Below are 25,546 nucleotides of genomic sequence, written 5' to 3' on the forward strand. Positions count from 1 at the left end.
CCCTGCGCCTGACGCGCCGCAACAAAAGGCACCGCCGTGGCGGTGCCTTTTTGTTTGCAGGCCCGGGCGACGTCAAGCTGCACGCTACATTTAGGCCATGAGTGCGGTGCTCGACCCCTCTTCCGGCCGCCGGCAGCCTGCAACGGCTCCTACGCCCCCCAGCCCCGCGGCCGTGAATGCCGCGGCGGCGAGCTTCGCCGCGCTCACCGACTGCCTGGGCTACCTCGATCCCGCGGATGTCGAGCAGGTCCGTCAGGCATACCGCTTCGCCGACGAGGCGCACCTGGGTCAGATCCGCGCGAGCGGCGAGCCCTACATCACCCACCCGATCGCCGTGGCGGCGCAGTGCGCCGAATGGAAGCTCGATGCGCAGGCCCTGATGGCGGCGCTGCTGCACGACGCGATCGAGGACTGCGGCGTCACCAAGCCGGAGCTGATCGAGCGCTTCGGTGCCGCCGTGGCCGAGCTGGTGGACGGCCTGACCAAGCTCGACAAGCTGCAGTTCGACACGCGCGAGGAGAACCAGGCCGAGTCGTTTCGCAAGATGCTGCTGGCGATGGCGCGCGACGTCCGGGTCATTCTGGTCAAGCTCGCCGACCGCACCCACAACATGCGCACGCTCGACGACATGCCGCGCTCCAAGTGGGCGCGCATCTCGTCGGAAACGCTGGAGATCTACGCGCCGATCGCCCACCGCCTGGGCCTGAACCAGACCTACCGCGAGCTGCAGGAACTGGCGTTTCGCCACCTGCTGCCGTGGCGTCACGCCATCCTGAGCAAGGCGGTGGCGAAGGCGCGCAGCCGCAGGCGCGACCTCATCCACAAGGTACAGCGCGAGGTCGAGCAGGCATTCGAGGCGCTCGGAATGAAGATCAGCCTCGCCGGGCGCGAGAAGACGCTGTACTCCATCTACCGCAAGATGGACGAGAAGCACCTGAGCTTTGCGCAGGTGACCGACATCTATGGCTTTCGCGTGATCGTGCCCTCGGTGATCGACTGCTACACCGCAATGGGCATCCTGCACCAGCTCTACAAGCCCGTGCCAGGGCGGTTCAAGGATCACATCGCCATTCCGAAAGTGAACGGCTACCAGTCGCTGCACACCACGCTGGTCGGCCCTTCGGGCGTGAACGTCGAGTTCCAGATGCGGACCGAGGCGATGCACGTGGTGGCCGAATCGGGCGTGGCCGCGCACTGGCTGTACAAGGCCGAGTCGCAGCAGGCCGAGGCGGGTGACCGCCTGGGAACCAAGTGGCTGCAGTCCCTGCTGGACATCCAGCACGAGACCCGCGACGCGGCGGAGTTCTGGGACCACGTCAAGATCGACCTCTTCCCCGATGCGGTGTATGTGTTCACGCCGCGCAGCCAGATCATGGCGCTGCCGCGCGGGGCCACCGTGGTGGATTTCGCCTATGCGATCCACAGCGACATCGGCGACCGTACGGTGGCGGCCAAGATCAACGGCGAGCAGGTGCCGCTGCGCACCGAGCTTAAGAACGGCGATGTGGTCGAGGTGGTGACTGCGGCGGTCTCCACCCCCAACCCCGCGTGGCTCGGGTTCGTGCGCACGGGGCGGGCACGCTCGAAGATCCGGCACCACCTCAAGACCATTTCACAGGCCGAGTCGCACGAGCTCGGCCAGAAGCTGCTCACCCAGGCGCTGCGCGCCGAGGGGTACGAGCGGCTGCCGCCCGAGAACGACGAGAACCAGGCTCTGTGGGACAAGCTGCTGCGATTCACCGGCAACCGAACGCGTGACGAACTGCTCACGGACCTGGGCCTGGGCAAGCGCATCGCCAGCATCGTCGCCAAGCGCCTCGTCACCCTGCTGGCCGAGACGGGCGGCAAACGCGACGCGCTGCTCCTCACGCGCGAGCGCTTCACCGCGCACGAGAACGTTTCGCAGGGCGCGGTGACGCTCGACGGCAGCGAGAACGCCTCGGTGCAATACGCCACCTGCTGCCGGCCGGTGCCGGGGGACCGCATCGTGGGGTACCTGGGACGCGGGGAGGGCCTGGTGGTGCACACCGAAGACTGCGGCGTGGCCCGGCGCCTGCAGCACAAGGATGCCGAGCGCTTCATCGGCGTGGAGTGGTCCGACGAGCCGGTGCGCGCCTTCGAGGCCCAACTGCTGGTCACGGTATCCAACGGCAAGAGCGTGCTGGCGCGGGTCGCATCGGCGCTGGCGAGCGCCGAGGCGGATATCACCCACGTGGACATGGACGACGAGCGCGCGCAGGACGCCTGCGACCTGCGCTTCGTCGTGGCGGTGCGCGACCGCGGCCACCTCGAATCCGCCATGCGGACGCTGCGGCGCACCCCGGCGGTGATCCAGGTACGCCGGCCGCGCCCTGGGAGCTGAGCGGGGCGACGCTAGGTGCCCTCCTCCTGCCCTGGCGCCGGATAGCGCACCGACAGCACCTCCACATCCTGCACTCCGGCAGGCGTCTGCAGGCGCACCACGTCCCCCTCGCGCGCCTTGAGCAGCGCACGCGCGATCGGCGCGATCCAGCTCACCTGGCCCTTGCTGCTGTCCGCCTCGTCGATCCCCAGAATGGTGATCTCGCGTTCAGCACCCTCCCCGTCGGCGTAGCGCACCGTGGCGCCGAAGAACACCTGGTCGCCACCGTGGTGCACGCTCGGGTCGGTTACCTCCGCCAACTCCAGCCGCTTGGTGAGAAAGCGGATGCGCCGATCGATCTCGCGCAGCCGCTTCTTGCCGTAGAGGTAGTCACCGTTCTCGGACCGGTCGCCGTTGCTGGCCGCCCAGTGCACGATTTCGACCACCTTGGGCCGCTCGTCGTCGATCAGGTGCAGCAACTCCGCCCGCAGCCGCGCATAGCCTGCGGGGGTCATGTAGTTGCGCGTGCCGGCAGGCACGCCAGGGGCGGACGGCTCATCCTCGTCCTCTGCCTCGGTCTCGCGCGTGAAGGCCTTGCTCATGGCGGAAAGGATAGCGCGCCGTGCATGAGGCAATTCGTCGCAATCCGCTTCCTACACCCGAGCCGGCCCCTGCCCGACAGCTGCCGAGACTGTCTCGCCGACACAATCGCGCGATGCGCACAGACACCATTCCTGGGCCCGGAGCGGATATGCCCGCAGGCGCCGATGAGACCGCTGCGGGAACGCAAAGGCCTGCGCCGGCTTCGGAGGCGGCGCGCTACGGCGTGCTGCGGCGACTCGGCCCCGCGCTCAAGCACGACATGGTCGTCAACCTGCAGGCGGTCGCCATGATGAGCGAGGTGCTCGGCGCGAAGCTCGAACGTGGCGTGCCCTCGCAAAGCGAACTGCAGAACAGCATTGCACGCATCCACCGCCTCGCCCGTGAGGCGGTCGCCAACTGCCTGAAGGTGGTGGGCTGGATCGAGCCGGCCGAGGACGAGGTCATCGGGCTGCGCGAAGGCGTCGAGGAAAGCCTTGCGCTGGTGCGCAGCAATTTCAACTTCCGCGGATTCTCGCTGCGCACCGACCTGCCGGCCAATGACCTGGAAGTCTCGCGCGTGCTGCTGCGGCACCTGCTGCTGGCGTCGCTGATCCACCTCACCGACGCGGCCCAGGGCGCGGGCGAGGTGCTCGTGCGCGGTGAGATCGCGGCCGGAAGCGTCGTGCTCACCCTGCAGTTCAAGGACGGCGGCGGTGGCGACGCCATGCCTTTCGAGCCCGGCTACCGGCAGCTCGACTGGGCCGATGTGCAGGCGCTGGCGGATGCCGAGTCGGTGCAGCTGCGCCGGGAAAAGGATCGCATCGTGATCCGACTGCCGCGCATGGTGGCCACCACGCCTCTGCAGATCGTGCCGCTGTAGCGCACTGCGGCCAGCCGCATGCGCCGGCCGCTCGCCCGCTGCGGCATCAGAGCGCGGCGTGCTGGGCGGTGGCGGCCGCGTTTTCGTCAATGAAGCTCTCCAGCTGCTCCAGCGACACCGGCTTGCAGTACAGATAACCCTGGAAGCCGTCGCAGCCGTGCTGCGCCAGGAAGTCGCGCTGGGCCTCGTTCTCCACGCCTTCCGCGACCACGCCCAGATGCAGGCTCTGCGCCAGGCCGATGATGGTGCGTGCGATCGCTGCATCGTGCGCATCGGTGAGCACGTCCTTGACGAACTCGCGATCGATCTTGAGCTGGTCGAGCGGCAGGCGCTTCAGGTAGGCCAGCGACGAGTAGCCCATGCCGAAGTCGTCCAGCGACAGGGCCACCCCCATGCGCTTGAGGCTTCCCATCTTGGCCACCGTGATGTCGAAGCCGTCCGCCAGCAGCGTCTCGGTCAGCTCGAGCTTGAGCTTGTTGGGCGTCACGCCCGATTGGGCGATCGCCTCCATGACTCCATCGACGAACTCGGGGTGTCGGAACTGCCGCGCGCTCACGTTGACCGAAATGCTCAGGTGGGCGCGGTCGGGCCGCGTTGCCCACTGGGCGAGCTGCTCGCAGGCGCGGTCGAGCACCCAGCGGCCTATGGTGAGGATCAGGGTGGTTTCCTCGGCCGTGGGGATGAACTGGTCGGGCGGCACGCATCCACGCTCGGGATGCATCCATCGCAGCAGCGCCTCGGCACCCGTCATGCGCCCGTGCAGATCGACCTGCGGCTGGTATTCGAGCCGGAACTGCTTCGCACGCCAGGCTTGCCGCAGGTCGGCTGCCAGTGCGGCACTGGCGCTCGCGACCGCCTGCATCTCGGGGTCGAAAAAGCACACCGTGTTGCGCCCGGCACGCTTGGCCTGGTACATCGCGAGGTCGGCCTGCTTGAGCAGCTCGCTCACCGTGCTCGGGCCGCTGCCGAACACCGTCACGCCGATGCTGCAGGTGCTGTGGTGCAGGTAGCCGGGCAAGACATAGGGTTCGCCCAGCGCCGCAAGGATGCGCTCGGCGACCGCGGAGGCGGCGAGCTCGGCCTCTCCCGCTTCGCCCCGTCGCGGCTGCAGCAGCACGACGAACTCGTCGCCGCCCAGGCGCGCCACGGTATCGTCGGCCGACACGCTGGCGCGCAGGCGGTCGGCCACCTGCTGCAGCAGCACGTCGCCCTTCTGGTGGCCCAGAGAGTCATTCAGGACCTTGAAGTTGTCCAGGTCGATGAACATCAGCGCACCCTCGCCCGGCTGGTCGCGTCGCGCGATCAGCTTGTTCAGCCGGTCCAGCAGCAGCTGCCGGTTCGGCAGGCGGGTGAGGGCGTCGTAGAACGCCAGGTACTGGATCTTTTCCTCGTTGGCCTTGCGCTCGGTGACGTCGCGGCCCACCGCCACCCAGTGCGTGAGCTTGCGAGCCTTGTCCCATACCGGAGAGATGTCCAGATCGACCCAGAACGGCTCGCCGTCCTTGCGGTAATTGATGAGATCGACGCGCACGGGACGCCACTGTTCGAGCGCGCTGCGCACCAGATCGAGCCGGTCGCGCTGGGTCTGCGGCCCCTGCAGGAAGCGGGGCGAGCGTCCGATCACCTCGTCGCGGCCCCACCCGGTGCGCGACTCGAAGGCGTCGTTCACGAACACGATGCGCGGTCCCGGCTCGTTGAAGGGCCCTGCCTCCGTAATGATGACGATGTCGTTCAGTCGCGCGATGCTGCCTTCGAGCAGGCGCAACTGCTCCTGCGATTTGCGGCGGCTGGTCACGTTGCGCAGGTGCAGCGCCAGGCCCGCGCCGAAGGGCTGGCCACGCAGCTCGATCCAGTCGCTCTGGCGCGCATCGAGCTCCTCCAGCTCCAGCGGTCGCTGCTGCTCCAGGGCGGCCCGCACGCGCTCTTCCACGCGCAGGCGCGCCGTCTTCTGGAACACGCTCCAGAGCCCGCGCCCCAGCAGGCCGCTGGAAGGCTGCGCGAGCAGGCGCTCGGTCCGCTCGTTGACAAAGGTGAAGCGACCTTCGCGATCGATCGTGGCAAAGGCATCGCCGCCTTCGCCGCCGAGGCCCCAGCCGGCCGTGTTGCGCAGGAGACTCCCGCCGGGCACCCCCCGGGGGGTGAGTTCCACGGCCGCACCTTCGACGCGGAGCAGTTCGCCGGCGGCATCGCGCACGGCATGTCCCAGCAGACGCACCCAGGCGCGGCGATGCGCGTAGGTGAGCACCTGTACCTCGCGGTCGAAGGGTTCGCCCTGCTGCGCGCAGCGGCGCACCAGGAACTCGACCTCGTCGCGCCACTCGGGCGCCACGAACTCGAAAGCCTGCTCGCCAGCCGGCACGTAGTCCCCGGGCGCCTCGAGCATCGCCGCCATGCGCGATGACCAGGCGAGGGTTCCGCTGGCGGGCTCGAGGCTCCACAAGCCGGCTTCGGTCGCCTGCTCGAGCAGGCGAACAAAACTCGGGGACGGCTCCAGGTGGTGTGCGGAGGAAGCGGCGGGTTCGTGCACGATGTGGCTGAAAAGGCGGTGCGCCTCGACAGCGGCGATGTTACGCGCCCGGCCGCGGCCGCGCCGCATTCGGTCGGTAGCGTCCTACAGTACGTCGCGACGCAGTCCGTACGGACTCAACAACAATGCGACTAGAGTGGTAACGACTTGCTACCTATGAATGTGCCTCCCCCCGCATGCAAGCCGCCAATCTCCGCGCCTTCGTGGTCGAAGACAACCCGACAATCCGCGAGAACCTCGTGGGGACCCTGGAGGAACTCACCTGCGTGCGCGTCGTGGGCACCAGCGGCACCGAGGACGAGGCCGTCGCCTGGGTAGGCGCGAACGCCGAGGGCTGGGATCTGCTGATCGTGGATCTCTTCCTGCAGCGCGGCAGCGGCATGCACCTGGTCCAGAAGCTCTCTGCCCGCCGGCCGGGGCAGAAGGTCGTGATCTTCAGCAACTACGTAAACGCGAGCGTTCGCAAGCGCTGCGCCCAGCTGGGCGTCGATGCCGTGTTCGACAAGTCCACCGAAATCGATTCGCTGGTGGACTACTGCGTCCGGCACTGCTACCTGAAGGCCAACGAAGGCGCGCAAGCCGCACAGGTGGTTCCCTCCGGGAAGGATTCGCCCTGAGCCGAGCCCGGTGGCCGGCGGCGCGCCGGAAGCTGAGGTCGATGACGAAGAGATGCGCACCCGCTGGATGCACGAGGGGAGAAATTGCTGCTGCGTGGAGACAACCGATATCGGCCGCGCTGTGCAGCCGTGCTGCAAGGCGCCCGCATGTCGCTCGGCATAGCGAGCAGCTCGCAAAGCGTGGACTTTGCGGGGACGACAGGCACTACCGCACACCCTTTCGCACCGGATTGCCCAGGCCGGGGCAGCGGCGTGCGCATAGCCCACCGCCACCGCCCGCCAGATGCGGGCGGCGAGCGCGTAGCGTCAGCGACCGACGCCAGGTGCGCCGGTGCCTACCGAGCCGCCGGCGCCGGTAGCGCCAGGTCCAGACGTACCCTGCGTGCCGCTGGGCATGGTGGTGTTCGGGCCTGCGGTGCCGCGCGGCATGGTGCGGCTGTCGGATGCGCCGGCACCCATGCGGCTGCTCTCGCCCCAGTTGGCACAGCCGGCCATCATGGCGGCACCCAGTGAAAGGCCGATCACGCCGGCGATACGGGGAAGGGAAATGCTTCGCATATGAATCTCCAAAGTTGAAGGACACGAGGCCCTGGTGGATGGGACAGTGATGCGAGTGTGAACAGCCCAGGCGCGTCCATGGGTGACATGGACTAAGCGCGGTGACCACACGTAGCTCGACAGGCCGCGTGCTCTGGACTGCCTCGGCGTGCCGTTGCACGCATGGGCTACCGCGCGCCCGCGACCGGGGCAGGCCGGCGGCCCAAAGAAAAACGGGTCAGTTCCGAAGAACTGACCCGTTTCAAAGGTTGGTGCGGCTGGCAGGATTCGAACCCACGACCCCTTGGTTCGTAGCCAAGTACTCTATCCAACTGAGCTACAGCCGCTGAGCCCGCAAGTATATCAGCGTTTTCCGGGCCCTCGAACGGGTGGGCAGGCTCTCTTTCAATTTCTGCCTTGGGTCGCGTGCACCGCGGCGCCGCGCTGGTGCACGCGGGCACTACGGGCGTGCCCCTGCGGCATGCCTTTCTGCCGTGCCTTGTTGTCACGCAACTCATGTCGTCCGGCAGCCGCGCAGGAGACAAGAATGGTTGCGATTTCCCGCGCGCAAGCGGCGCCACAGCCGCGCATGGGGTGCCTACACTGGCCCCGCGACCGCGCGCCATCCCGTGCGCGGCGACGAGCCACGAGACGCCATGGAAACTGTCTTCGGCATGGACGCGGTGCTGCTCTCTCGCATCCAGTTCGCCTTCACAGTCGCCTTCCACATCATCTTCCCGGCCTTCACGATCGGGCTGTCGGCGTTCATCGCCACGCTGGAGATCATGTGGCTGCGCACGGGCCGCCAGCACCTGCACACCCTGGCGCGCTTCTGGACCAAGGTTTTCGCCGTCTCCTTCGCGATGGGCGTGGTCTCGGGCATCGTCATGGAATACCAGATCGGCACGAACTGGAGCCGCTTCGCCCACGTGTTCGGCAACGTGCTCGGTCCGCTCTTCAGCTACGAGGTGCTCACCGCGTTTTTTCTGGAGGCCAGCTTCCTCGGAGTGATGCTGTTCGGCTGGAACCGGTTTCCTGCCTGGCTGCACGCGCTCGCATCCGTGGTGGTGGCGCTGGGCACGGCGCTTTCGGGCTTCTGGATCCTCTCGGCCAACAGCTGGATGCACACACCCGCCGGCTACGAGCTGCGCGACGGCATCACCTACCCCGTCAACTGGCTGCAGATCATCTTCAACCCGAGCTTTCCGTACCGCTTCACGCACATGATGATCGCCACCTACCTCACCACCTCGCTGGTGGTGGTGGCGGCCGGCGCGCGCTACCTGTTGCAGGGCAAGTTCCGCGAAGAGTCGATGACCATGCTGCGCATGGGCCTCGGCATGATTGCCGTGCTGGCTCCGCTGCAGGCGGTTGTGGGCGACCTGCACGGGCTCAACACGCTCAAGCACCAGCCTGCCAAGGTGGCCGCCATCGAAGCCCACTGGGACGGGGACCGGCCGGCATCGCTGGTGCTGTTCGCCTGGCCCGACGTGGACGCCGAGCGCAACCGCTTCGAAGTGGCTCTGCCGAACGTCGGCGCCCTGATCCTCACCCACCAGTGGACTGGCCTCTTCCCTGGGCTCAAGGACTTCCCGCGCAGCGACCGCCCGCCCGTGGTGCCCGTGTTCTTCAGTTTCCGGCTGATGGTGGGGCTGGGCTTTTTCATGATCGGCATCGGCCTCTACGGCAGCTGGCTGCTGTGGCGGGGGCGCCTGGAGCAGACGCGATGGTTCCTGCAGTTGCTGAGGCGCTGCTGGCCGCTGGGCTTCGTTGCGCTGCTGGCCGGCTGGATGGTGACCGAGATCGGCCGCCAGCCCTGGATCGCCACCGGCATCCTGCGCACTGCCGACGCGGTGTCGCCGGTCACGGCGGCGCAGGTTGCGGTGTCGCTCACGCTGTTCGTGCTGGTGTATTTCGTGGTGTTCGGCGTAGGCATCTGGTATGTCTGGCGCATGGTGCGCAAAGGTCCCGCGCCGTCGCTGTCGGGGCCCGAGACGCTACCCAACCGGCCACTCGCAGGGGGCCAGCCCGAAGACAAGGAAGCCGTACCCACCGACCTCTCCGGCGCGGACACCGGTGGGCCGGGCGGGCCGTCGATCCGCGGAGGCCCAGCATGACCGACATGGCCGAAATCCTGCCGGTCATCCTGGCGCTGCTGCTGGGGTTCGCGGTGGTGATGTACGTGGTGCTCGACGGCTTCGACCTCGGCATCGGCATGCTCTTTCCCTTCTACCGCGAAGAAGCCGAGCGCGACCTGGTGATGAACTCGGTCGCGCCTTTCTGGGACGGCAACGAGACCTGGCTGGTGCTGGGCGGGGTCACGCTCTGGGCCGGGTTTCCGCACGCGTTCGCGGTGATCATGCCGGCCATGTACGTGCCGGTGCTGGTGCTGCTGCTCGCGCTGATCTTTCGCGGCGTCGCCTTCGAGTTCCGCTGGGTCGCCAAGCCGCGGCACAAGGCCTGGGACTGGTCCTTCGCCATCGGCTCCATCCTCGCGGCGTTCGCGCAGGGCATCACGCTGGGCGGCATCCTCGAGGAAATTCCGGTGGTCGATGGCCAGTTCGCCGGCCGCCCACTGGGCTGGCTCTCGCCGTTCAGCCTGATGTGCGGCCTGGCCGTGGTGTCGGGCTACGCGCTGCTCGGCGCCACCTGGCTGATGATGAAGACCACCGGGGTGGTCGAGGAGCGCGCGCGCAAGCTGGGGCCGGTGCTGCTGCTGGTGCTGCTCGGTTTCGTCGCAGTGGTGAGCGTGTGGACGCCGCTGCAGTTCGAACGCATCGCGCAGCGCTGGTTCAGCATGCCCAACGTGTTCTTCCTGCTGCAGGTGCCGGTCGCCACCGCGCTGTTTTCGTGGCTGTGCTGGTGGGGCATGCGCAACGGCCGCACCGTGCTGCCTTTCATCAGCGCGATCGCCATCTTCCTGCTGGCATTCCTGGGGCTGGTGTTCTCCAACGTGCCCTACCTCGTGCCCCCCACCATGACCGTCTGGGACGCCGCCGCCTACCCCGGCTCCCAGGTCTTCTTCCTCATCGGCGCGTCCATCCTGCTGCCGATGATCCTGGCCTACACGGTGCTGGTGTTCTGGCTGTTCCGGGGAAAACTCGGGCCGGGCGAGGGCTACCACTGAGCGCACGCGCGACCACACCGGATTGCACGTGCTCGCGGTGGCGGTGTCCGCTCACCGTGCAAGTGCCTCCACCGGACCGCCCTGCGCAACGATCGGATGGATCACGGAACTCAGCAGCTCCTGCACACCGTCCCACACGATCTGCACGCCCAGGCACAGCAGGATGAAGGCCGCCAGGCGCAGGAACACCATCGTGCCGGCCTCGCCCAGCGGCCGCAGCAGCTGCTGGGCATAGCGGAATGCGAAGTACATCAGCACGCCGCAGGCGCCCAATGCCAGCACGCCGCCGCCGATGCGCGCGAGCGAAATCGCCACGACCGGATCGGGCAGCGACACCCCCACGGTGATCGCAGCTGCGATCGACCCCGGGCCGCAGCTGATCGGGAAGGTCAGCGGATAGAAGGCCTGGCGGCTCGCCTGCTCCGGCGAAAACGCCTCCGCCAGCTCCACGCGGTTGTCCACCGTGGCCGGCGTCACCGTGAGCAGCCGCCAGGCCGCCGACGCCACGATCAGCCCGCCGCCCACGCGCACGATCGCCAGCGAGATGCCGAAGAAGTCCAGCACATACGAGCCGACCAGCATCGAGCCGAGCATCAGCAGCACCATGTTGCGCGCGATGCGCCGGGCGAGCAGCGCGCGCGTGTCGTCGCTGGCGCCCTCGGTCAGGCTCAGGAAGATCGGCGCGGTCGCGGCCGGGTTGAGGATCGGCAGGATCGCGGCGAGCGCGAACAGGAAGCCGCGACTCACGGCGGCCGCAAGTTCCCAGGTCATGGGGCTTGCGTGCCCCGCCCGGTCGGTGGCGCGGTCGTCGGTGCCGTCGATCTCGGCGTGGCCGAAGTCGCGGCCGCCGCTCCGTCGGTCTCGGACATGGCGCGCAGCCGGCGCCGCAGGGCCCGCTCGCGCCGGTCCTGCTCGGTCCAGTCCTCCTTGACCCCACGCCAGAGCGCAATGGCCATCAGCACGATCACGCCCGCGAACGGCAGCGCGAACACGATGGTGGCGGTCTGGACGGCCTTGATGCCACCGGCCAGCAGCAAGGTGATGGCGATGCCGGCCACCAGCACGCCCCAGATGATCTTCACGCGCGCCGGCGGGTTCTCGTCGCCCTTGGTGCTCATCATTCCGAGCACCAGGGTGGCGGAGTCGCCCGAGGTGACGAAGAACACCAGCACCAGCACCGTGGCCGCGGCCGAGAGCAGCGGCGAGAAGGGCAAGGCATCGAACATGGCGAACAGGGCCGTGGACACATCGCTCTTGACCGCCTCGGCGATCGGCACCTTCTGCATGATCTCCAGGTTCAGGGCCGTGCCGCCGAACACCGAGAACCATACGAAGGCGGCCAGCGTGGGCACGGCGACGCTACCGAGGATGAACTCGCGGATGGTGCGGCCGCGCGAGACGCGGGCGATGAACAGCCCCACGAACGGCGACCACGAGACCCACCAGGCCCAGTAGAAAACCGTCCAGCCACCCACCCAGGTGCTGTCGCGGAACGGTGTCATGCGAAAGCTCATGCGCAGGAACTCGGACAGGTAGGCTCCCAGCGTGGTCGTGAAGGTATCGAAGATCGCCACGGTGGGGCCGAACAGCAGCACGGCGAGGGCGAGCAAGCCGCCCAGCATGAGGTTGAAACTCGAGAGCCACTTGATGCCGCGTGTCACGCCGGTCACGGCCGATGCGATGAACAGCACGGTGGTCACCACGATGATGCCCACCTGGGAGGCCGAGCCGATCGGCAGTCCGGCGAAGGCGTTCAAGCCGCTGTTGATCTGCAGGGCACCCATGCCGAGCGAGGCGGCGACACCGAAGGCGGTCGCGATCACCGCCAGCACGTTGGCCAAGGGTCCGAGGAGCGCGAGCGGCTTCCACGGAAGCGAACGCACCGACGTGCTGACCAGCGCCGATCCGCCGCGCCGGAACTGGAAGAACGCGATCGACAGCGCCACCACGCTGTAGACCGCCCAGGGGTGCAGGCCCCAGTGGAAGAAGCTGTAGCGCATGGCCGCGTTCGCCGCCTCGGGCGTGTTGGGGGCGATGCCCGGAGGCGGCGTGCCGTAATGCGAGATCGGCTCGGCGACGCCCCAGAACACCAGCCCGATACCCATGCCCGCAGCGAACAGCATCGCGAACCAGGCACCGGCGCCGAACTCGGGCTCGTCATCCTCACCCCCCAGCTTGAGATCGCCGTAACGACTGAACGCCAGCACCACCGCCATCACCACCAGCGCGAACACGATCCACAGGTAGAACCAGCCGAAGTTGCGTGTGATGAGGGCCAGCGCGGTGTCGAAGACGCTGCCCAGGTGGTCGGGCGCAACGACGCCCCACAGCACGATGGCAACGATGAGGCCGGCGGAGACGATCAATTCCATGGGGGACCCTTGTTGTTGTTGTCCTTGTGCGCACGCACCGTGTCACCGGCCGACGTGCCCGCGATGGGTCAGTCTAGCGAGCTGCGTCCTGCACGGGGCTCATGCGGCCGCCACCCCGCGTACGGCAGCGCAGGCGGCCGTGCGCGCTCCGGGCGGAGGGCTTGCGGCAGCTCTGCCGCTCAATTGGGCACGCCGTGCGCCGAGCAGTGCGAGGCCCGGCGGGCATCTGTGGCATCGCGCCATCTCGCGCGCGGCACTCGGCACACGCTGCGCGTGACGCCCGGACCTGCCGCACCCTTGCAGCGCGCGAGAGCGCGGGGTGCGCCTGGTCGGCAGCGTCGGCCCTCAGGCGGCAGCGCTTGCGCAGCGGCAGCTTGCCGCGGACCCGAGGCACGGGAGGACGGCGCACCATCCGCCGACGTATGGATGCGCGTGCTGCACGCCGCATGCACGCGATCGCGGCGCGTATCCGATCAGCTGCGTGCTTCCTGCTGCTGCGCGCGCGCGGCGCGTACCTGCGCATCGAGCGCCGCCACGCACGAGTCCCACAAGGCCCAGTCGGCATCGCCCCCGTCGCCTTGCACGACCTCCGGCGGCGCATAGACCTCCGGCAGCCCCTCGCCCTGCGGTGGTGCGCTTGCCGCCTGCGCGGTGTGGCGCTGGGGCTCCCGCGCCGTCAACAACGACCTGATCATGCTTGTCTGCCTCCGCTGTCCTGTCGAGGCATTGTGAAAGCGCCGTGGCGCGCGTGGGGCGCGCCCGCATGGCTCGGTCGGGCTATTGCCGGGCCTCGAGCCAGCGCCTTCGGGCGCAGCGCCGGGGACCACGCACTGCACCGCCCATGCCTGCATGGCTGCGCTCCGCGAGAGCAGTCAGGGCCCGGCGCACGCCGCCTCGCGGGCACCTCCCACGCGCTCGCCTCTCGTGGGTGCCCCGCATTTGCGCGCAAGACCGTGGCGCTGCTGGCCGACAAGAGCACGACTGGGCCCGCGGGGAACAGAACGGTGCATGCCGACGACGGCGAGCAATTGGAGCGCCGGAGCGCGCATTCGGCGTGCGCCGGCCGGTGGCGCGGCAGCAGGCGTCGTACCGTGATCGAGGCCGGCACACCGCCTACCCGGGTTTCCTCGCCCTCCCCACCTCGTCACGATCGGGTCACAATCCGCCCGCAGGATGTAAACGTTTTCAGAAAGGATCGCGCCATGCATGCTTCCCGCCGTCACCTGCTGTCCCGTTTGTCCCTGCTGGCCTGCGCGCTCGCGCTGCCGCTCGCACCCGGCGTTGCCGCGGCACAGGACACCTTCCCCTCGAAGCCCGTGCGCATCGTCGTGCCGTTCGCAGCCGGGGGTGGCGTGGACATCCTCACGCGGGTGCTCGCGCAGCACCTGTCGGAAGCGATCAAGCAGCCCGTCACGGTGGACAACCGCACCGGTGCCGGCGGCAACGTCGGCGTGGAACTCGTCGCCAAGGCACCGCCGGACGGCACCACCCTGGTGATGGCCACGACCGGCACGCACACCATCAACCCCGGCCTCTACAAATCGCTGCCCTTCGACGCCGAGAAGGACTTCGTGCCGATCACGACGGTGGCCTCCGTCCCCAATCTGCTGGTGGTCAACCCGAAGCTGCCTGCGACCAACGTCAAGGAGCTGGTGGCGCTGGCGAAATCACAGCCGGGCAAGCTGAGCTATGCCTCGTTCGGCAACGGCACGGCCAACCACCTCTCGGGCGCGATGTTCACGTCCATGGCAGGCATCGAGGCGGTGCACGTCCCCTACAAGTCCGCTCCGCAGGCAGTCACCGACCTGATCGCCGGACAGACCGCATTTGCCTTCGTCAACACGCCGCTGGCGCTGCCCCACGTGCGCGCCGGCAAGCTGCGTGCGCTGGCCGTCACCGGCGCCAGGCGCTCGGCCGCCACGCCCGATTACCCGACCATGAGCGAGGCCGGGGTGCAGGGCTTTGTGGTGGAGTCGTGGTATGGCCTCATGGCGCCCGCCGGCACGCCCTCCTCCACCGTCGAGCGCCTGCACAAGGAAGTGCTCGCCGTGCTGGCGAAGCCTGAAGTTCGCGAGTTCTTCGCCAAGCAGGGCGCCGACGTGGTGACCACGAGTCCCGCAGAGTTCGCCGCCCAGATCAAGTCCGAGAAGGCGCGCTGGGCCGATGTGATCAAGGCCGCCGGCGCCAGCATCGACTGAGCCCGGGACATACGCATAGCCGACATGCGCAGCCAGCCGAACATCCTGTTCATCCAGGTCGACCAGATGGCGGCCGCCGCCCTGCGACCCTACGGAGGGCAGGTGGTGCGCGCGCCGCACATCGACGCACTGGCAGGGCGCGGCGCGGTGTTCGAGGCGGCCTATTGCAATTCGCCAATCTGCGCGCCCTCGCGCTTTTCGATGATGACGGGCCGCCTGCCGACCTCCATCGGCGCGTACGACAACGCCAGCGAGCTGCCGGCGGCGACGCCCACCTTTGCGCACCTGCTGGCCCACGCCGGCTACCGCACCATCCTTGCGGGCAAGATGCATTTCATCGGGCCCGACCAGCTGCATGGGTTCGCCGAGCGCCTGACCACCGACATCTACCCCGCCGATTTCGCCTGGACGCCCAACTGGGCTGCGGGCCCGCGCGACAAGCCCTCGGGCATCAGCATGGTCAACGTGCTGCAGGCAGGCCCCTGCGTGCGCAGCCTGCAGATGGACTACGACGACGAGGTGGAACACCTGGCGGTGCAGCGCCTCTACGACCTCGCGCGCGAGCCCGGGCGCAAGCCCTTCTTCCTGGCCGTGTCCTTCAGCCATCCGCATCCGCCCTACACCGCCGGCCAGCCCTGGTGGGACCGCTACGAACACGACGCCATCGACATGCCGACCGTGGCCGCCATCCCGGTGGAGCAGCGCGACATCCACAGCCAATGGCTGCATGTCTCGCACGGAGCCGACGTGCAGCCGGTCAGCGACGAGCAGGTGCGCAACGCGCGGCATGCCTACTACGCCAACATCTCCTACATCGACGACAAGGTCGGGCGCCTGCTACGCACGCTCGCCGACTGCGGCATGGAGGACGACACCATCGTCGTCTTCACCTCCGACCACGGCGAGATGCTCGGCGAGCGGGGCATGTTCTACAAGCAGACGTTCTTCGAGCCCTCGGCGCGGGTGCCGCTGATCGTGCGGCACCCCGAAGTGGGGGGCGCAAGCCGCATCGCGACGCCGGTGTCGCTGATCGACCTCCTGCCCACGCTCATGGATTGGACCGGCGGCGCGCGCGACTGGCCCGAACCGCTGGACGGCGCCAGCTGGCAGCCGCTGATGCAGGGATCGACCCCCGAGCGCCGCGTGCTGTGCGAGTACACCGACATGGGTGTGATCGCACCGGCACGGATGATCCGCACCGGCACGCACAAGTACATCCACACGCATGGGCATCCGCCGCAGCTCTATGACCTGCAGGCCGATCCCCATGAGCTCACCGACCTTGCGGGCCGGCCTGAGACCGCGCAGCTCGAAGCGCAACTCGCCCATGCGGTGCTCGAGGGCTGGGACGCCGACGCGGTGCTGGCCGACGTGCTCGCCAGCCAAAGGCGGCGCCTGTACCTGCGCGACGCCGCGCGGCTGATCGAGCCGCGCCCGAGCTGGGACTACCAGGCGAGCCGCGACGACAGCCGGCGCTTCGTGCGCGCGCACGGTGCCGCCGGCGCCAAGGCGCTCGCGCGCTTTCCGTTCGTTGCACCGCCGGCATGAGCATCGAGGCGGTCGCTCGCGAAGCCGGCGTATCGGTCGCCACCGTCTCGCGCGTGTTCAACGCGCCCGACCTGGTGCGCGCGCCCACGCGCGAAAAGGTTCGCCAGGTCGCGCTGCGACTCCACTACCGCGCCAACACCAGCGCGCAAACCTTGCGCACGCAGCGCAGCAAGGTCATCGGCGTGGTGCTGCCGACGCTGCGCAACCCGGTCTTTGCAGAGTGCCTGGAAGGCATCGCCACCACGGCGGCCGAGCACGGCTATTCGATCATCCCCGCGACCACCAGCTACCGCGTCGAAGACGAGGAAGCGGCGGTGGCGTCCCTGAGCGGGCGCAGCGTGGACGGCATGGTGCTGGTGGTCGCCAACCCCGCCACCTCGCCGGCCCTGCGGCGCCTGGCCGCGGCGAAACTTCCGTACGTGCTCGCGTACAACCGGCACCGCCGCCATCCCTGCGTGTCGGTGGACAACGAGGCCGCCGTCGCGGAGGTGGTGCGCCTGCTGGTGGCGCGCGGCCACCGGCGCATCGCGATGGTGAGCGGTGAGTTGGCGGCGTCCGACCGGGCGCAGCAGCGCCACGAAGGCTTCGTCCGCGCCATGCGCGAGTGCGGGCTTCCAGACGGCGAGCTCATCGAGGTTCCCTTCATGGACCACGCGGTCCGGCACCTCACGGAGTTCCTGCAGCGGCGGGGGCACCGCCCCACCGCCTTGTTCTGCTCGAACGACCTGCTGGCGATCCGCACCGTCCGCGCCGCGTCGCAACTCGGCCTGCAGGTGCCGCACGACCTCAGCGTCGTGGGCTTCGACGGCATCGAACTCGGCGGCGACCTGACGCCCTCCCTCGGTACCGTCGTGCAACCCAACCGCGAGATCGGCGTCGAATGCGTGCGGCTGCTCGCAGCGGCCATGCAGTCGGGCACGCCGGTTGCCGCCAGCGACAGCCGCACGGCCCCCCACGTTTTTCGAGAAGGCGAATCCATCGGGCCCGGCGCTGCGGCCACGGGGGCGCCGCTGACACCATGCTTGTCCAACTGACCGACCTCCACATCCGAGAGCCGGGGCGCCTGGCCTACGGCCGCATCGACACCGCGCCCTACCTGCGCACCGCCGTGCAGTCCGTGCTGCGGCTGCGCCAGCGCCCCGAGGCCGTGGTCATCACCGGCGACCTTACCGATTTCGGCCGCGCCGCCGAGTACGCCCACCTGGCCGAACTGCTGGAGCCGCTGCAGATGCCGGTCTACCTGCTGCCTGGAAACCACGACGACCGCGACCAGATGCGGCGCAGCTTTCCGCACCACGCGTGGCTCGGCCCCGAGGGGAGCTTCCTGCAGTACTCGGTGCAGGTCGGCAGCTTGCGGCTCATCGCGCTGGACACCTGCGAGCCCGGTGCGTCGCATGGCACGCTCGACGCGCAGCGGCTGCAGTGGCTCGAACAGGAACTGCAGGCCCGCAAGGACGAGCCGGTGGTGATCGCCATGCACCACCCGCCGTTCCAGACGCTGATCGGGCACATGGACGACATCGGCCTGCTGCAGGGCGCCGCGCAGCTGGAAGCGCTCGTCGCGCGCCACCCCAACGTGGAGCGCGTGATCTGCGGCCACCTGCATCGGGCCATCGACGTGCGCTTCGGCGGCACCATCGCCTGCACCACCCCCTCCCCAGCGCACCAGGTCGCGCTCGACCTCGACCCGCAGGCCGCGTCGCGCTGGATGCTGGAGCCGCCCGGCTTCCGCGTGCTGGCGCAGGACGACGGCGGACGCGTGGTGACGCACCTGGCCGCCTCGGGCGACTTCGCCGGACCCTACCCGTTCCACGACGGCGGGCAGCTGATCGATTGAGATCGTGCGGCCAGGAGGCGGCGTCTCGGCGCCGCTTCAGCCCGCTGCCGCACGCGCCTCGCAGATGGCCTCATGCAGTGCGGCGCAGAACGCCTGCGGGTCGTCGATCATGGGGAAGTGTCCGCAATCGGTGAGCACCTTGAGCGGCGCTCGGGGCAGCAGCTCCGCGTAGGCGCTCTTGCTGCCGAACACCGGCCCCTTGTCGCCGATGACCACACAGGCCGGGGCGTGCATGCGCTGCAGGTGCGCGCGCGCATCGAACTGCCGCAGCGCCCACATCACGTCCATCATGCGCCAGCTGCCCGCTTTCAGGCGGTCGATGTTCCAGCGTTCCAGCAACTCGGGCGTGAGCTTGCGCAGGCGCGGCGCCACCTCGGCTTCGCCCTGCTGCAGGAACGCGAACATGCGCTCGGTGCGCGCCCACTGCGCTGCCCACTCGCGCTCGCTGCGAAGCGGTGCCTCGATGATGGCGACGCTGAGCGCGCGATCGGGGGTTATCGCCCCTGCGGCCAGCGCGATCATTCCGCCGATCGATGCGCCGCCGATGTGCGCCTTCTGGATGCCCAGCGAGTCCATGAACGCGACCACGGCGTCCACGTAATCCAGCACCGAGAGATGCCGGTTCGGGCCGGGCTCGGAATCACCGTGCCCGGGCATGTCCCAGGCAATGCACCGGTACTTCTGCGCCAGCAACGGCAGGGCGGCATCGAACTCGTGGTGCGAGCAGCCGTTGCTGTGCATGAGGATCAGGGGCTCGCCGGCGCCCTGCTCGACGTAGTGGATGCGCCCGTAGCGCGTGGAGGTGAAACCTTCTTGCTGCTGCTGCATCGTTGCCCCGACTGTGAATTGCGCTGCAAGCATAGGCAAGGAAGCGGCTCGCGCAAAAATGATCTTGCGTGATCGGGCGGATCACTTCTTCTGATGGGAGCGGCGTCGGGCGGGCTGCTCAGGTTCGGCGCGCAGCATGCGAATGGCCTCGTCCTGCAGCTTGACCGTCTCGGCCTGCAGGGTGCGGGCGAAGGCGATCGCCGGCGGCGCCAGCGGGTGGCGCGCGCGCTCGATGCGGAACAGCTCCAGCATCAGGGGCGGATTGACCAGCGGATTGACCACCGCCGGGCCATGCGCGTACTCCTCCAGCATCGAGATCCCCGGATGCACCGAGACCCAGTCGCGCGTGTGCGCCACGAAGTCCCGCGCGGCGAGCGCACTGTCGATCTCGATGCGCTCGACCACCCGCGCGCCGGTGGAGACGATGTAGGTTTCCAGGTGGCGGCGGCGCGCCTGCAGCGGGCTCGGCATCACCATGCGCAGGGCGCTGATCTTCCCGAGCTCGACCGGTGCTCGGTGGGGCAGATCCACCCCGGAGCGTGGTCCGGACACCAGGAACTCGGGCGTGCGGGCAAAGAGCGTGCTGCGCATGCCGGTCTCGGGCGTGAAACCCGGCACCACGCCGAAGTCGAGCTCACCGGCGCGCACCTTCTCCGCGACGATGTCGCTGTAGGCATCGATCACCCGCACGATGACGTTCGGGTGCGAGGCCTTGAAGCTGGCCAGCGCGGGCGCCGTCGCGCTGCGCGTCATGGTCGGGGTCAGGCCGACGATGACCTCACCACTGAGCTGCGAGCCCTGCGCGCGCAGGTTGTGCCGCGTCTGCTCGTGCGCGCGAAGCACTTCGATGCAGCCGGCGTAGTAGGTATCTGCAATAGGGGTGGGCGTGACGCTGGTGGAGGTGCGCACGAACAGGGTGATGCCGAACTGGTCTTCCAGCTTGCGGATGTGCTGGGTCACGCCCGACTGCGTGGCGTTCTCGCGCGCGGCAGCGGCGGTGAAGGAGCGCTCCTCGTACACCGCCACGAAGAGGCGCATCCGCAGGAGCGTATCGACCACGGCACCGATCAAGTTAGTTGATGAAGGTCATGATATCAAATCATTTTCTTTGCGAGCGGCGCGCGCTTACGGTTGCAGCACCAGACAAGGGAAGCGATGAAAGTGTTCGAAGCGCCCGTGCGTGGGCCGGTGGGCGGCTCCGCGACCTCCGCCATACCACCAGCGGTGGACACCCGCGAGCTGCGGCGGGTCCTGGGCGCTTTCGTCACCGGCGTGACCGTGATCACGACCGTGGACCAGGAAGGCCGCGCCTTTGGCGTCACCGCCAACTCCTTCACTTCGGTTTCCCTCGATCCACCGCTGATCCTGTGGAACCAGGCACTGAAGGCCCCCAGCCACCCCGCTTTCCGCGACGCCCGGTACTTCGCCGTGAACATCCTGGCCGAGGACCAGGTGTGGGTCTCGCAGCGCTTCGCCACGCCGCGCACCGACAAGTTCGAGGGTGTTCCGGTGCGCAGCGGACTCGGCGGCGTGCCCTTGATCGAAGGCTGCGCCGCCTACCTGGAGTGCAGCAAGGAAGCGAACTACCCGGGCGGCGATCACGCGATCTTCATGGGCCGCGTGGAAAGCTTCCGGCACGACGCGCGCCAGCCGCTGGTGTTCGGCAACGGTCGCTATCTCTGCGCCCAGACCAACGAGATCGGGCACGGCAGGCCCGACCTCGCGGAGGAAGGCCAGGCGCAGCTGCACGCGGTGCGCATCGCCAGCCGGGCGCTTGCCGAACTGTCGGTGCAGCTGCAGGGGCGCGTGGCGCTCGCGCTCGCGGTGTGGGGCAGCTACGGCCCCACCGTGGTGCGATGGGAGCCGCCCCACCAGCAGCAGCACCAGCCCGACCTGCGGGTCGGCGTGGTGTCGCGCCTGCTGACATCGGCCACCGGCCTCGCCTTTGCAGCCCACATGCCGCGCGAAGCCGTCGCACAAGCGCTCGACGCCGAGTGGGCGGCCCTGCCGCCGCAAGCCGAAGGCGTCCCGCGAACCCGCGAGGAACTCGACGCGCTGCTCGCGGAGGTGCGCATGCGCAGCATGTCGCGCGTGGTCGCAAGCCCGCACTTCATGGGCACCTACAGCACGCGCATCAATGCCTTCTGCGCGCCGGTGTTCGACCTGCGCGGCCGCATCCTGCTGGGGCTCACGGCCACCGGCACCCCCGATGTACTGCCGCACGACTGGAACTCGGCCGTGCCGGCGGCGCTGGCAGCCACCGCGGCATCCCTGTCGCGCCAGTTGGGCCATGCCCCCGAGGCTTCCGCTCCATTTACCCAACAACCTGGAACACCCTGATGAAACTCGGCATGTTCATGATGCCGGTGCACCCCCTGCACCGGGACATGACGCAGACACTGCGAGAGGACCGCGAAGCCATCATGCTCGCGGACAGATTGGGCTTTCACGACGCCTTCGTGGGGGAGCACCTGACGGACCAGGCGGAGAACATCACCAACAGCATGATGTTCCTGGCGACGCTGATCCACTCCACGCGGCAGATCAAGCTGGGCACCGGGACGAGCAACCTCTCGCACATGCACCCGACGCTGATCGCAGCGCACGCGGCGATGTTCGACCACCTCGCACAGGGCCGCTTCATCTTCGGCATCAGCCCCGGCGCACTGGCGTCGGACGCCGAGGCCTTGGGCATGCTGGGTGAAGACCGCAACAAGCTCTTCGCCGAGGCCATCGACGTGATCCTGGAGTTGTGGAGCCGCGAGCCGCCCTACGACATCGACCTGCCGGGCAACCGCTTCAAGGTGACGACGCGCCAGAGCATGAACTTCCCGGTGGGTGTGGGCATCGTCGCCAAGCCCTTCCAGTCGCCCCGGCCCGAGATCGTGGGCACGGTCGTTGCGCCCTTCTCCAAGGGCGTGGTCGCGATGGGCGAGCGCGACTTCCACCCGCTGTCGGCCAACTTCCTGCTGCCCAAATGGGTCAAGACGCACTGGGCCAATTACGCCGAGGGCAAGCAGAAGGCCGGCAACCAGCCGGACGCGCGCGAGTGGCGCGTGGCGCGCACGGTCTTCGTCGCCGACGACGATGCCACCGCGCGCGCCTATGGCCGCGACGATCCGCAAAGCCCGTATCGCTTCTATTACAGGCAGCTGCTCACCAAGCTCATGAAGTCCAAGCGCCACGAGGTGTTCAAGGAGCATCGCGATCAGCCCGACGCAGAGATCACGCTGGACTATGTAGTCGACAAGCTGTGCATCTGTGGAACGGTGAACCAGGTGGTCGATGAGATCCTGGCGCTGCGCGAGGTGACCGGCGACTTTGGCGAGCTGGTCTATGCGAGCGTCGATTGGGCGGACGAACGACTGGGAAGGCGCTCCATGCAGCTCATGGCGGAAGAGGTGATGCCGCGCGTGAACGCCGCGATCCAGTCGGGCCAACGCAACGCTTGTGTCGTGACAGCGGCGTAACGGCTGGCGCGCATCAACGAAAGAAACATTCCAAGGAGACGATGAAGATGCTGACCCCGAAGTTCGGCGCCGCATGGCGTCAGGCCCTCACCGGTGTGTGCTTGGCCGTCGCGGCCGCAGGCGCGTACGCGCAGGCGTGGCCATCGAAGCCGGTGCGGTTGATCGTGCCCTATGCGGCCGGAGGCTTTTCCGATCAGGCGGCGCGCGCCATCGGCAAGGCCTTGTCCGACGATCTGAAGCAGCCGGTGGTGATCGAGAACCGCGGCGGCGCGGGTGGTCGTATCGGCGCGGAGGCGGTCTCGCGCATGACGCCCGACGGCTACAACCTGCTGCTGACGACCAACGGCACGCACACGTACATGGCCGTGACGGAGAAGTCGCTCTCCTACGATCCCGTCAACGACTTCACGCCCATTTCCCAGATCGCCTCCTATGGCCTGCTGATGGTGGTGAACCCGTCGGTGCCGGCAAAGAACGTCAAGGAGTTCATTGAGTACGCCAAGGCGAACCCGGGCAAGCTGAGCTACGCGAGCTCGGGGCCCGGAAGCGGCCTGCACTTCGCCGGAGAAGTCTTCAAGTCGATGACCGGCGTGCAGATGACCCACGTTCCGTACAAGGGCTCGGGGCCGGGCCTGCTGGACGTGATCGCCAACGTGTGCCAGGTCATCTTCGCGGGCGAGGCCAAGCCGCACATCGATTCGGGCAAGGTCCGGCTGCTCGGCACCACCAGCGCCCGGCGCGATCCGCGCTACCCCGATGTGCCGACCGTCGCAGAAGGCGGATTGCCGGGCTACGACCTCACCTACTGGGTGGCGCTGTTCGGCCCCAAGGACCTGCCGGCCGATGTGCGCGAGCGGCTGTCGGTGGCGATCAGGAACATCATGAAGGACGAGGCGCTGCAGAAGCAGTTCGCCAGCATGGGCCTGGTGCCGGTGGGCAGCACGCCGGAGCAGCTGGTCAGCCAGATCCGCACCGAAACCAGCAAGCTGCGCGAGGTTGCGGTGCAGTCCGGCATCGTCAGCCCCTGATCGTGCGCCCTGCGCAGGGCCCCGCGACGGGGCCTCGTTCTTTCCCCTGTGCCTGTGCTCGTCGCACAGGCCTTCCCACGCAAGGAGCCTGGTCATGAACGGCGCCGACGCGCTCTGCGCCACCCTGCTGGCCGCAGGCATCGACACCTGCTTCGCCAACCCCGGCACCTCGGAGATGCACTTCGTGGCCGCGCTCGACCGCCAGCCGAGGATGCGGTGTGTGCTGGGCCTTTTCGAGGGCGTGGTCACGGGCGCGGCGGACGGCTACGCCCGCATGGCCGAGCGCCCCGCCGCGACCTTGCTGCACCTGGGGCCCGGGCTCGCGAACGGGCTCGCCAACCTGCACAACGCGCGGCGCGCGAACACGCCGATGGTCAACATCGTCGGCGATCACGCCACCTACCACCTGCAGCACGACGCGCCGCTCACCTCGGACATAGAGGGCCTGGCGCGGCCGATGTCGCACTGGGTGCGCTCGGTGCGCAGCAGCGACAGCGTCTCGGCGGATGCGGCGCAGGCCGTGGTGGAAGCGCGCACGCATCCGGGCCGCATCGCGACACTGATCGTCCCCGCCGACACGACCTGGAACCCGGCCACCGGCCCTGTCGTGACCGCCCCCGCGCCGGTGCCGCGGCAGCGCGTGGACGCGACCGAACTGCGCCGCGCCGCCGACATGATCCGCTCGGGCAAGCGCACCACGCTGATGCTCTCGGGCGTGGCGTTGCGCGAGAAGGCGCTCCTCGTGGCGGCGCGGATCGCGCAGCACACGGGCGTGCAGCTGCTTGCCCAGCAAAGCAACGCGCGCATGGAACGCGGCGCTGGCCGGCCGGCCATCGAACGCGTCCCCTTCTCCACCGAGCTGGCGGTTTCGCAGCTGCGGGAGGTCGAGCAGCTGGTTCTGGTCGGCGCCAAGGCGCCGGTGGGATTCTTCGCCTATCCCGGGCAGCCAAGCGTGTTGACGCCGAAGGACTGCGCCATCCATACCCTCGCGAGCCCGGCGCACGATCTGCAGCACGCCCTGGAATGGCTGGCCGACGAGCTGGGTGTTCCGACAAGCCTTGCGCCTTCGACGCCGGAGCTCGCGCGCCCCGCACTGCCCGAAGGCACCCTGACCGCGCAGGCCGTCATGACGGCTTTGGCGGCGCTGATGCCGGAGAACAGCATCCTGTGCGACGAGTCGGTCAGCTCGGGGCGCACGCTGTTCGGTTTCACCCACAACGCACCGCGCCACGACTACCTGCAGATCACCGGCGGCTCCATCGGCATCGGCATTCCGCTGGCCACCGGTGCCGCCATCGCCTGCCCCCAGCGCAAGGTGATCTGCCTGCAGGCGGACGGCAGTGCGATGTATACGGCGCAAGGGCTCTGGACCCAGGCGCGCGAACAGCTCGACGTCGTGACGATCATCTTCTCCAACCGGTCCTACGCCATCCTGCGCAACGAGTTGAAGGCGCTGGGCGCAGGCGAGCCGGGGCGCAACGCCCGCCGCATGCTGGAGCTGGACCAGCCGCCGCTGGATTGGGTGCAGCTTGCGCGCGGCATGGGGGTCGAGGGCACGCGCGCGACCTCGGCCGAGGCATTCCGCGAGGCGTTGCGCCGCGCGCTGGCAGAACCGGGCCCGCATCTGATCGAGGCCGTGCTGTGAAGGGCTTCG

At 68.6% G+C, this 25,546-nt stretch carries 21 protein-coding genes and 1 tRNA gene; 13 read left to right on the forward strand and 9 right to left on the reverse strand.

The genetic code is table 11. From position 1 onward, the window contains the following. The first annotated feature begins 97 nt into the window (after positions 1 to 97). On the forward strand, positions 98 to 2,362 hold the full coding sequence (locus WG922_RS05155) for a RelA/SpoT family protein (protein WP_340281122.1): 2,265 nt from the start codon (positions 98 to 100) through the stop codon (positions 2,360 to 2,362). An 11-nt stretch (positions 2,363 to 2,373) separates the two neighbouring features. On the opposite strand, the gene greB is transcribed toward WG922_RS05155, so the two are convergent. Further along, the gene (gene greB / locus WG922_RS05160; protein ID WP_340281124.1) at positions 2,374 to 2,943 is read right to left on the reverse strand and encodes a transcription elongation factor GreB; all 570 of its coding nucleotides are present in this window, start codon (positions 2,941 to 2,943) and stop codon (positions 2,374 to 2,376) included. A gap of 113 nt (positions 2,944 to 3,056) precedes the next feature. On the opposite strand from greB, the gene WG922_RS05165 reads away from it, so the two are divergent. Beyond that, positions 3,057 to 3,803, forward strand: a complete 747-nt coding sequence (locus WG922_RS05165) for a hypothetical protein (protein WP_340281126.1) — start codon at positions 3,057 to 3,059, stop codon at positions 3,801 to 3,803. Positions 3,804 to 3,849: 46 nt separating this feature from the next. Here the strand turns inward: WG922_RS05165 and WG922_RS05170 are convergent, their stop codons facing one another. After that, entirely contained in the window at positions 3,850 to 6,330 is a 2,481-nt protein-coding gene (locus WG922_RS05170; RefSeq protein WP_340281127.1) for a sensor domain-containing protein, read from the reverse strand. A 176-nt stretch (positions 6,331 to 6,506) separates the two neighbouring features. On the opposite strand from WG922_RS05170, the gene WG922_RS05175 reads away from it, so the two are divergent. Further along, positions 6,507 to 6,947 (forward strand): response regulator, encoded by a 441-nt coding sequence (locus WG922_RS05175; protein ID WP_340281128.1) that lies wholly within the window; start codon positions 6,507 to 6,509, stop codon positions 6,945 to 6,947. Positions 6,948 to 7,253: 306 nt separating this feature from the next. On the opposite strand, the gene WG922_RS05180 is transcribed toward WG922_RS05175, so the two are convergent. Continuing rightward, complete coding sequence (locus WG922_RS05180) at positions 7,254 to 7,505, reverse strand: hypothetical protein (RefSeq protein WP_340281129.1); 252 nt, start codon at positions 7,503 to 7,505, stop codon at positions 7,254 to 7,256. Between the two features lie 249 nt (positions 7,506 to 7,754). Then, positions 7,755 to 7,831 (reverse strand) — tRNA-Arg (locus WG922_RS05185). Between the two features lie 309 nt (positions 7,832 to 8,140). On the opposite strand from WG922_RS05185, the gene WG922_RS05190 reads away from it, so the two are divergent. Together WG922_RS05190 and cydB are read left to right on the forward strand one after the other, a co-directional pair. Next, complete coding sequence (locus tag WG922_RS05190; protein WP_340281130.1) at positions 8,141 to 9,601, forward strand: cytochrome ubiquinol oxidase subunit I; 1,461 nt, start codon at positions 8,141 to 8,143, stop codon at positions 9,599 to 9,601. Continuing rightward, entirely contained in the window at positions 9,598 to 10,611 is a 1,014-nt protein-coding gene (gene cydB / locus WG922_RS05195; RefSeq protein ID WP_340281131.1) for a cytochrome d ubiquinol oxidase subunit II, read from the forward strand. The genes WG922_RS05190 and cydB overlap by 4 nt, the downstream gene beginning before the upstream one ends. 51 nt (positions 10,612 to 10,662) lie before the next feature. On the opposite strand, the gene WG922_RS05200 is transcribed toward cydB, so the two are convergent. From WG922_RS05200 to WG922_RS05210, 3 genes are all read right to left on the reverse strand, one after another. Next, the gene (locus tag WG922_RS05200) at positions 10,663 to 11,382 is read right to left on the reverse strand and encodes a MarC family protein (protein ID WP_340281132.1); all 720 of its coding nucleotides are present in this window, start codon (positions 11,380 to 11,382) and stop codon (positions 10,663 to 10,665) included. Continuing rightward, complete coding sequence (locus WG922_RS05205; protein ID WP_340281133.1) at positions 11,379 to 12,983, reverse strand: BCCT family transporter; 1,605 nt, start codon at positions 12,981 to 12,983, stop codon at positions 11,379 to 11,381. The genes WG922_RS05200 and WG922_RS05205 overlap by 4 nt, the downstream gene beginning before the upstream one ends. A 473-nt stretch (positions 12,984 to 13,456) precedes the next feature. Next, positions 13,457 to 13,678 carry a hypothetical protein gene (locus tag WG922_RS05210; protein ID WP_340281134.1) on the reverse strand — a complete coding sequence of 74 codons (222 nt, stop codon included), beginning with the start codon at positions 13,676 to 13,678 and terminating at the stop codon, positions 13,457 to 13,459. A 507-nt stretch (positions 13,679 to 14,185) separates the two neighbouring features. Between WG922_RS05210 and WG922_RS05215 the strand changes: the two genes are divergently transcribed. The 4 genes from WG922_RS05215 to WG922_RS05230 are packed head-to-tail and all read left to right on the forward strand — an operon-like array spanning position 14,186 to position 18,566. Further along, a complete protein-coding gene (locus WG922_RS05215; protein ID WP_340281135.1) occupies positions 14,186 to 15,181 on the forward strand; it encodes a Bug family tripartite tricarboxylate transporter substrate binding protein in 996 nt (331 codons plus the stop codon). A 24-nt stretch (positions 15,182 to 15,205) separates the two neighbouring features. Beyond that, on the forward strand, positions 15,206 to 16,729 hold the full coding sequence (gene betC / locus WG922_RS05220; RefSeq protein WP_340281136.1) for a choline-sulfatase: 1,524 nt from the start codon (positions 15,206 to 15,208) through the stop codon (positions 16,727 to 16,729). Then, complete coding sequence (locus WG922_RS05225; protein WP_340281137.1) at positions 16,726 to 17,763, forward strand: LacI family DNA-binding transcriptional regulator; 1,038 nt, start codon at positions 16,726 to 16,728, stop codon at positions 17,761 to 17,763. The genes betC and WG922_RS05225 overlap by 4 nt, the downstream gene beginning before the upstream one ends. Further along, complete coding sequence (locus tag WG922_RS05230) at positions 17,748 to 18,566, forward strand: phosphodiesterase (RefSeq protein WP_340281139.1); 819 nt, start codon at positions 17,748 to 17,750, stop codon at positions 18,564 to 18,566. Before WG922_RS05225 ends, WG922_RS05230 begins: the two co-directional genes overlap by 16 nt. 36 nt (positions 18,567 to 18,602) lie before the next feature. Here the strand turns inward: WG922_RS05230 and WG922_RS05235 are convergent, their stop codons facing one another. Next, on the reverse strand, positions 18,603 to 19,394 hold the full coding sequence (locus WG922_RS05235) for an alpha/beta fold hydrolase (protein WP_340281140.1): 792 nt from the start codon (positions 19,392 to 19,394) through the stop codon (positions 18,603 to 18,605). 81 nt (positions 19,395 to 19,475) lie between these two features. After that, on the reverse strand, positions 19,476 to 20,453 hold the full coding sequence (locus WG922_RS05240) for a LysR family transcriptional regulator (RefSeq protein ID WP_340281141.1): 978 nt from the start codon (positions 20,451 to 20,453) through the stop codon (positions 19,476 to 19,478). Between the two features lie 96 nt (positions 20,454 to 20,549). Here WG922_RS05240 and WG922_RS05245 point away from each other — a divergent pair, with 96 nt between their 5' ends. From WG922_RS05245 to WG922_RS05260, 4 genes are all read left to right on the forward strand, one after another. After that, a complete protein-coding gene (locus WG922_RS05245) occupies positions 20,550 to 21,734 on the forward strand; it encodes a flavin reductase (protein WP_340281142.1) in 1,185 nt (394 codons plus the stop codon). After that, positions 21,734 to 22,864, forward strand: a complete 1,131-nt coding sequence (locus WG922_RS05250; RefSeq protein ID WP_340281143.1) for an LLM class flavin-dependent oxidoreductase — start codon at positions 21,734 to 21,736, stop codon at positions 22,862 to 22,864. Before WG922_RS05245 ends, WG922_RS05250 begins: the two co-directional genes overlap by 1 nt. Before the next feature lie 41 nt (positions 22,865 to 22,905). Then, positions 22,906 to 23,892: a Bug family tripartite tricarboxylate transporter substrate binding protein gene (locus tag WG922_RS05255; RefSeq protein ID WP_340281145.1), complete on the forward strand. Its 987-nt coding sequence runs from the start codon at positions 22,906 to 22,908 to the stop codon at positions 23,890 to 23,892. 94 nt (positions 23,893 to 23,986) lie between these two features. Continuing rightward, positions 23,987 to 25,537, forward strand: coding sequence for an acetolactate synthase large subunit (locus tag WG922_RS05260; protein WP_340281147.1), 1,551 nt, complete (start codon positions 23,987 to 23,989; stop codon positions 25,535 to 25,537). Positions 25,538 to 25,546 lie beyond the last annotated feature (9 nt).

The sequence above is a fragment of the Ramlibacter sp. AN1015 genome, from assembly GCF_037726105.1.
In the GTDB taxonomy this organism is placed as follows: Bacteria; Pseudomonadota; Gammaproteobacteria; order Burkholderiales; family Burkholderiaceae_C; genus Ramlibacter.

Bases quoted from the DNA above. Each gene is read 5' to 3' on its own strand.
- WG922_RS05255 (WP_340281145.1), top strand. From the start codon at position 22,906: ATGAAGATGCTGACCCCGAAGTTCGGCGCCGCATGGCGTCAGGCCCTC.
- WG922_RS05155 (WP_340281122.1), top strand. From the start codon at position 98: ATGAGTGCGGTGCTCGACCCCTCTTCCGGCCGCCGGCAGCCTGCAACG.
- WG922_RS05225 (WP_340281137.1), top strand. From the start codon at position 16,726: ATGAGCATCGAGGCGGTCGCTCGCGAAGCCGGCGTATCGGTCGCCACC.
- WG922_RS05210 (WP_340281134.1), bottom strand. From the start codon at position 13,678: ATGATCAGGTCGTTGTTGACGGCGCGGGAGCCCCAGCGCCACACCGCG.
- betC (WP_340281136.1), top strand. From the start codon at position 15,206: ATGCGCAGCCAGCCGAACATCCTGTTCATCCAGGTCGACCAGATGGCG.
- WG922_RS05250 (WP_340281143.1), top strand. From the start codon at position 21,734: ATGAAACTCGGCATGTTCATGATGCCGGTGCACCCCCTGCACCGGGAC.
- WG922_RS05165 (WP_340281126.1), top strand. From the start codon at position 3,057: ATGCGCACAGACACCATTCCTGGGCCCGGAGCGGATATGCCCGCAGGC.
- WG922_RS05190 (WP_340281130.1), top strand. From the start codon at position 8,141: ATGGAAACTGTCTTCGGCATGGACGCGGTGCTGCTCTCTCGCATCCAG.
- WG922_RS05260 (WP_340281147.1), top strand. From the start codon at position 23,987: ATGAACGGCGCCGACGCGCTCTGCGCCACCCTGCTGGCCGCAGGCATC.
- WG922_RS05180 (WP_340281129.1), bottom strand. From the start codon at position 7,505: ATGCGAAGCATTTCCCTTCCCCGTATCGCCGGCGTGATCGGCCTTTCA.
- WG922_RS05175 (WP_340281128.1), top strand. From the start codon at position 6,507: ATGCAAGCCGCCAATCTCCGCGCCTTCGTGGTCGAAGACAACCCGACA.
- WG922_RS05200 (WP_340281132.1), bottom strand. From the start codon at position 11,382: ATGACCTGGGAACTTGCGGCCGCCGTGAGTCGCGGCTTCCTGTTCGCG.
- WG922_RS05245 (WP_340281142.1), top strand. From the start codon at position 20,550: ATGAAAGTGTTCGAAGCGCCCGTGCGTGGGCCGGTGGGCGGCTCCGCG.
- WG922_RS05215 (WP_340281135.1), top strand. From the start codon at position 14,186: ATGCATGCTTCCCGCCGTCACCTGCTGTCCCGTTTGTCCCTGCTGGCC.
- greB (WP_340281124.1), bottom strand. From the start codon at position 2,943: ATGAGCAAGGCCTTCACGCGCGAGACCGAGGCAGAGGACGAGGATGAG.
- WG922_RS05235 (WP_340281140.1), bottom strand. From the start codon at position 19,394: ATGCAGCAGCAGCAAGAAGGTTTCACCTCCACGCGCTACGGGCGCATC.
- WG922_RS05205 (WP_340281133.1), bottom strand. From the start codon at position 12,983: ATGGAATTGATCGTCTCCGCCGGCCTCATCGTTGCCATCGTGCTGTGG.
- WG922_RS05230 (WP_340281139.1), top strand. From the start codon at position 17,748: ATGCTTGTCCAACTGACCGACCTCCACATCCGAGAGCCGGGGCGCCTG.
- cydB (WP_340281131.1), top strand. From the start codon at position 9,598: ATGACCGACATGGCCGAAATCCTGCCGGTCATCCTGGCGCTGCTGCTG.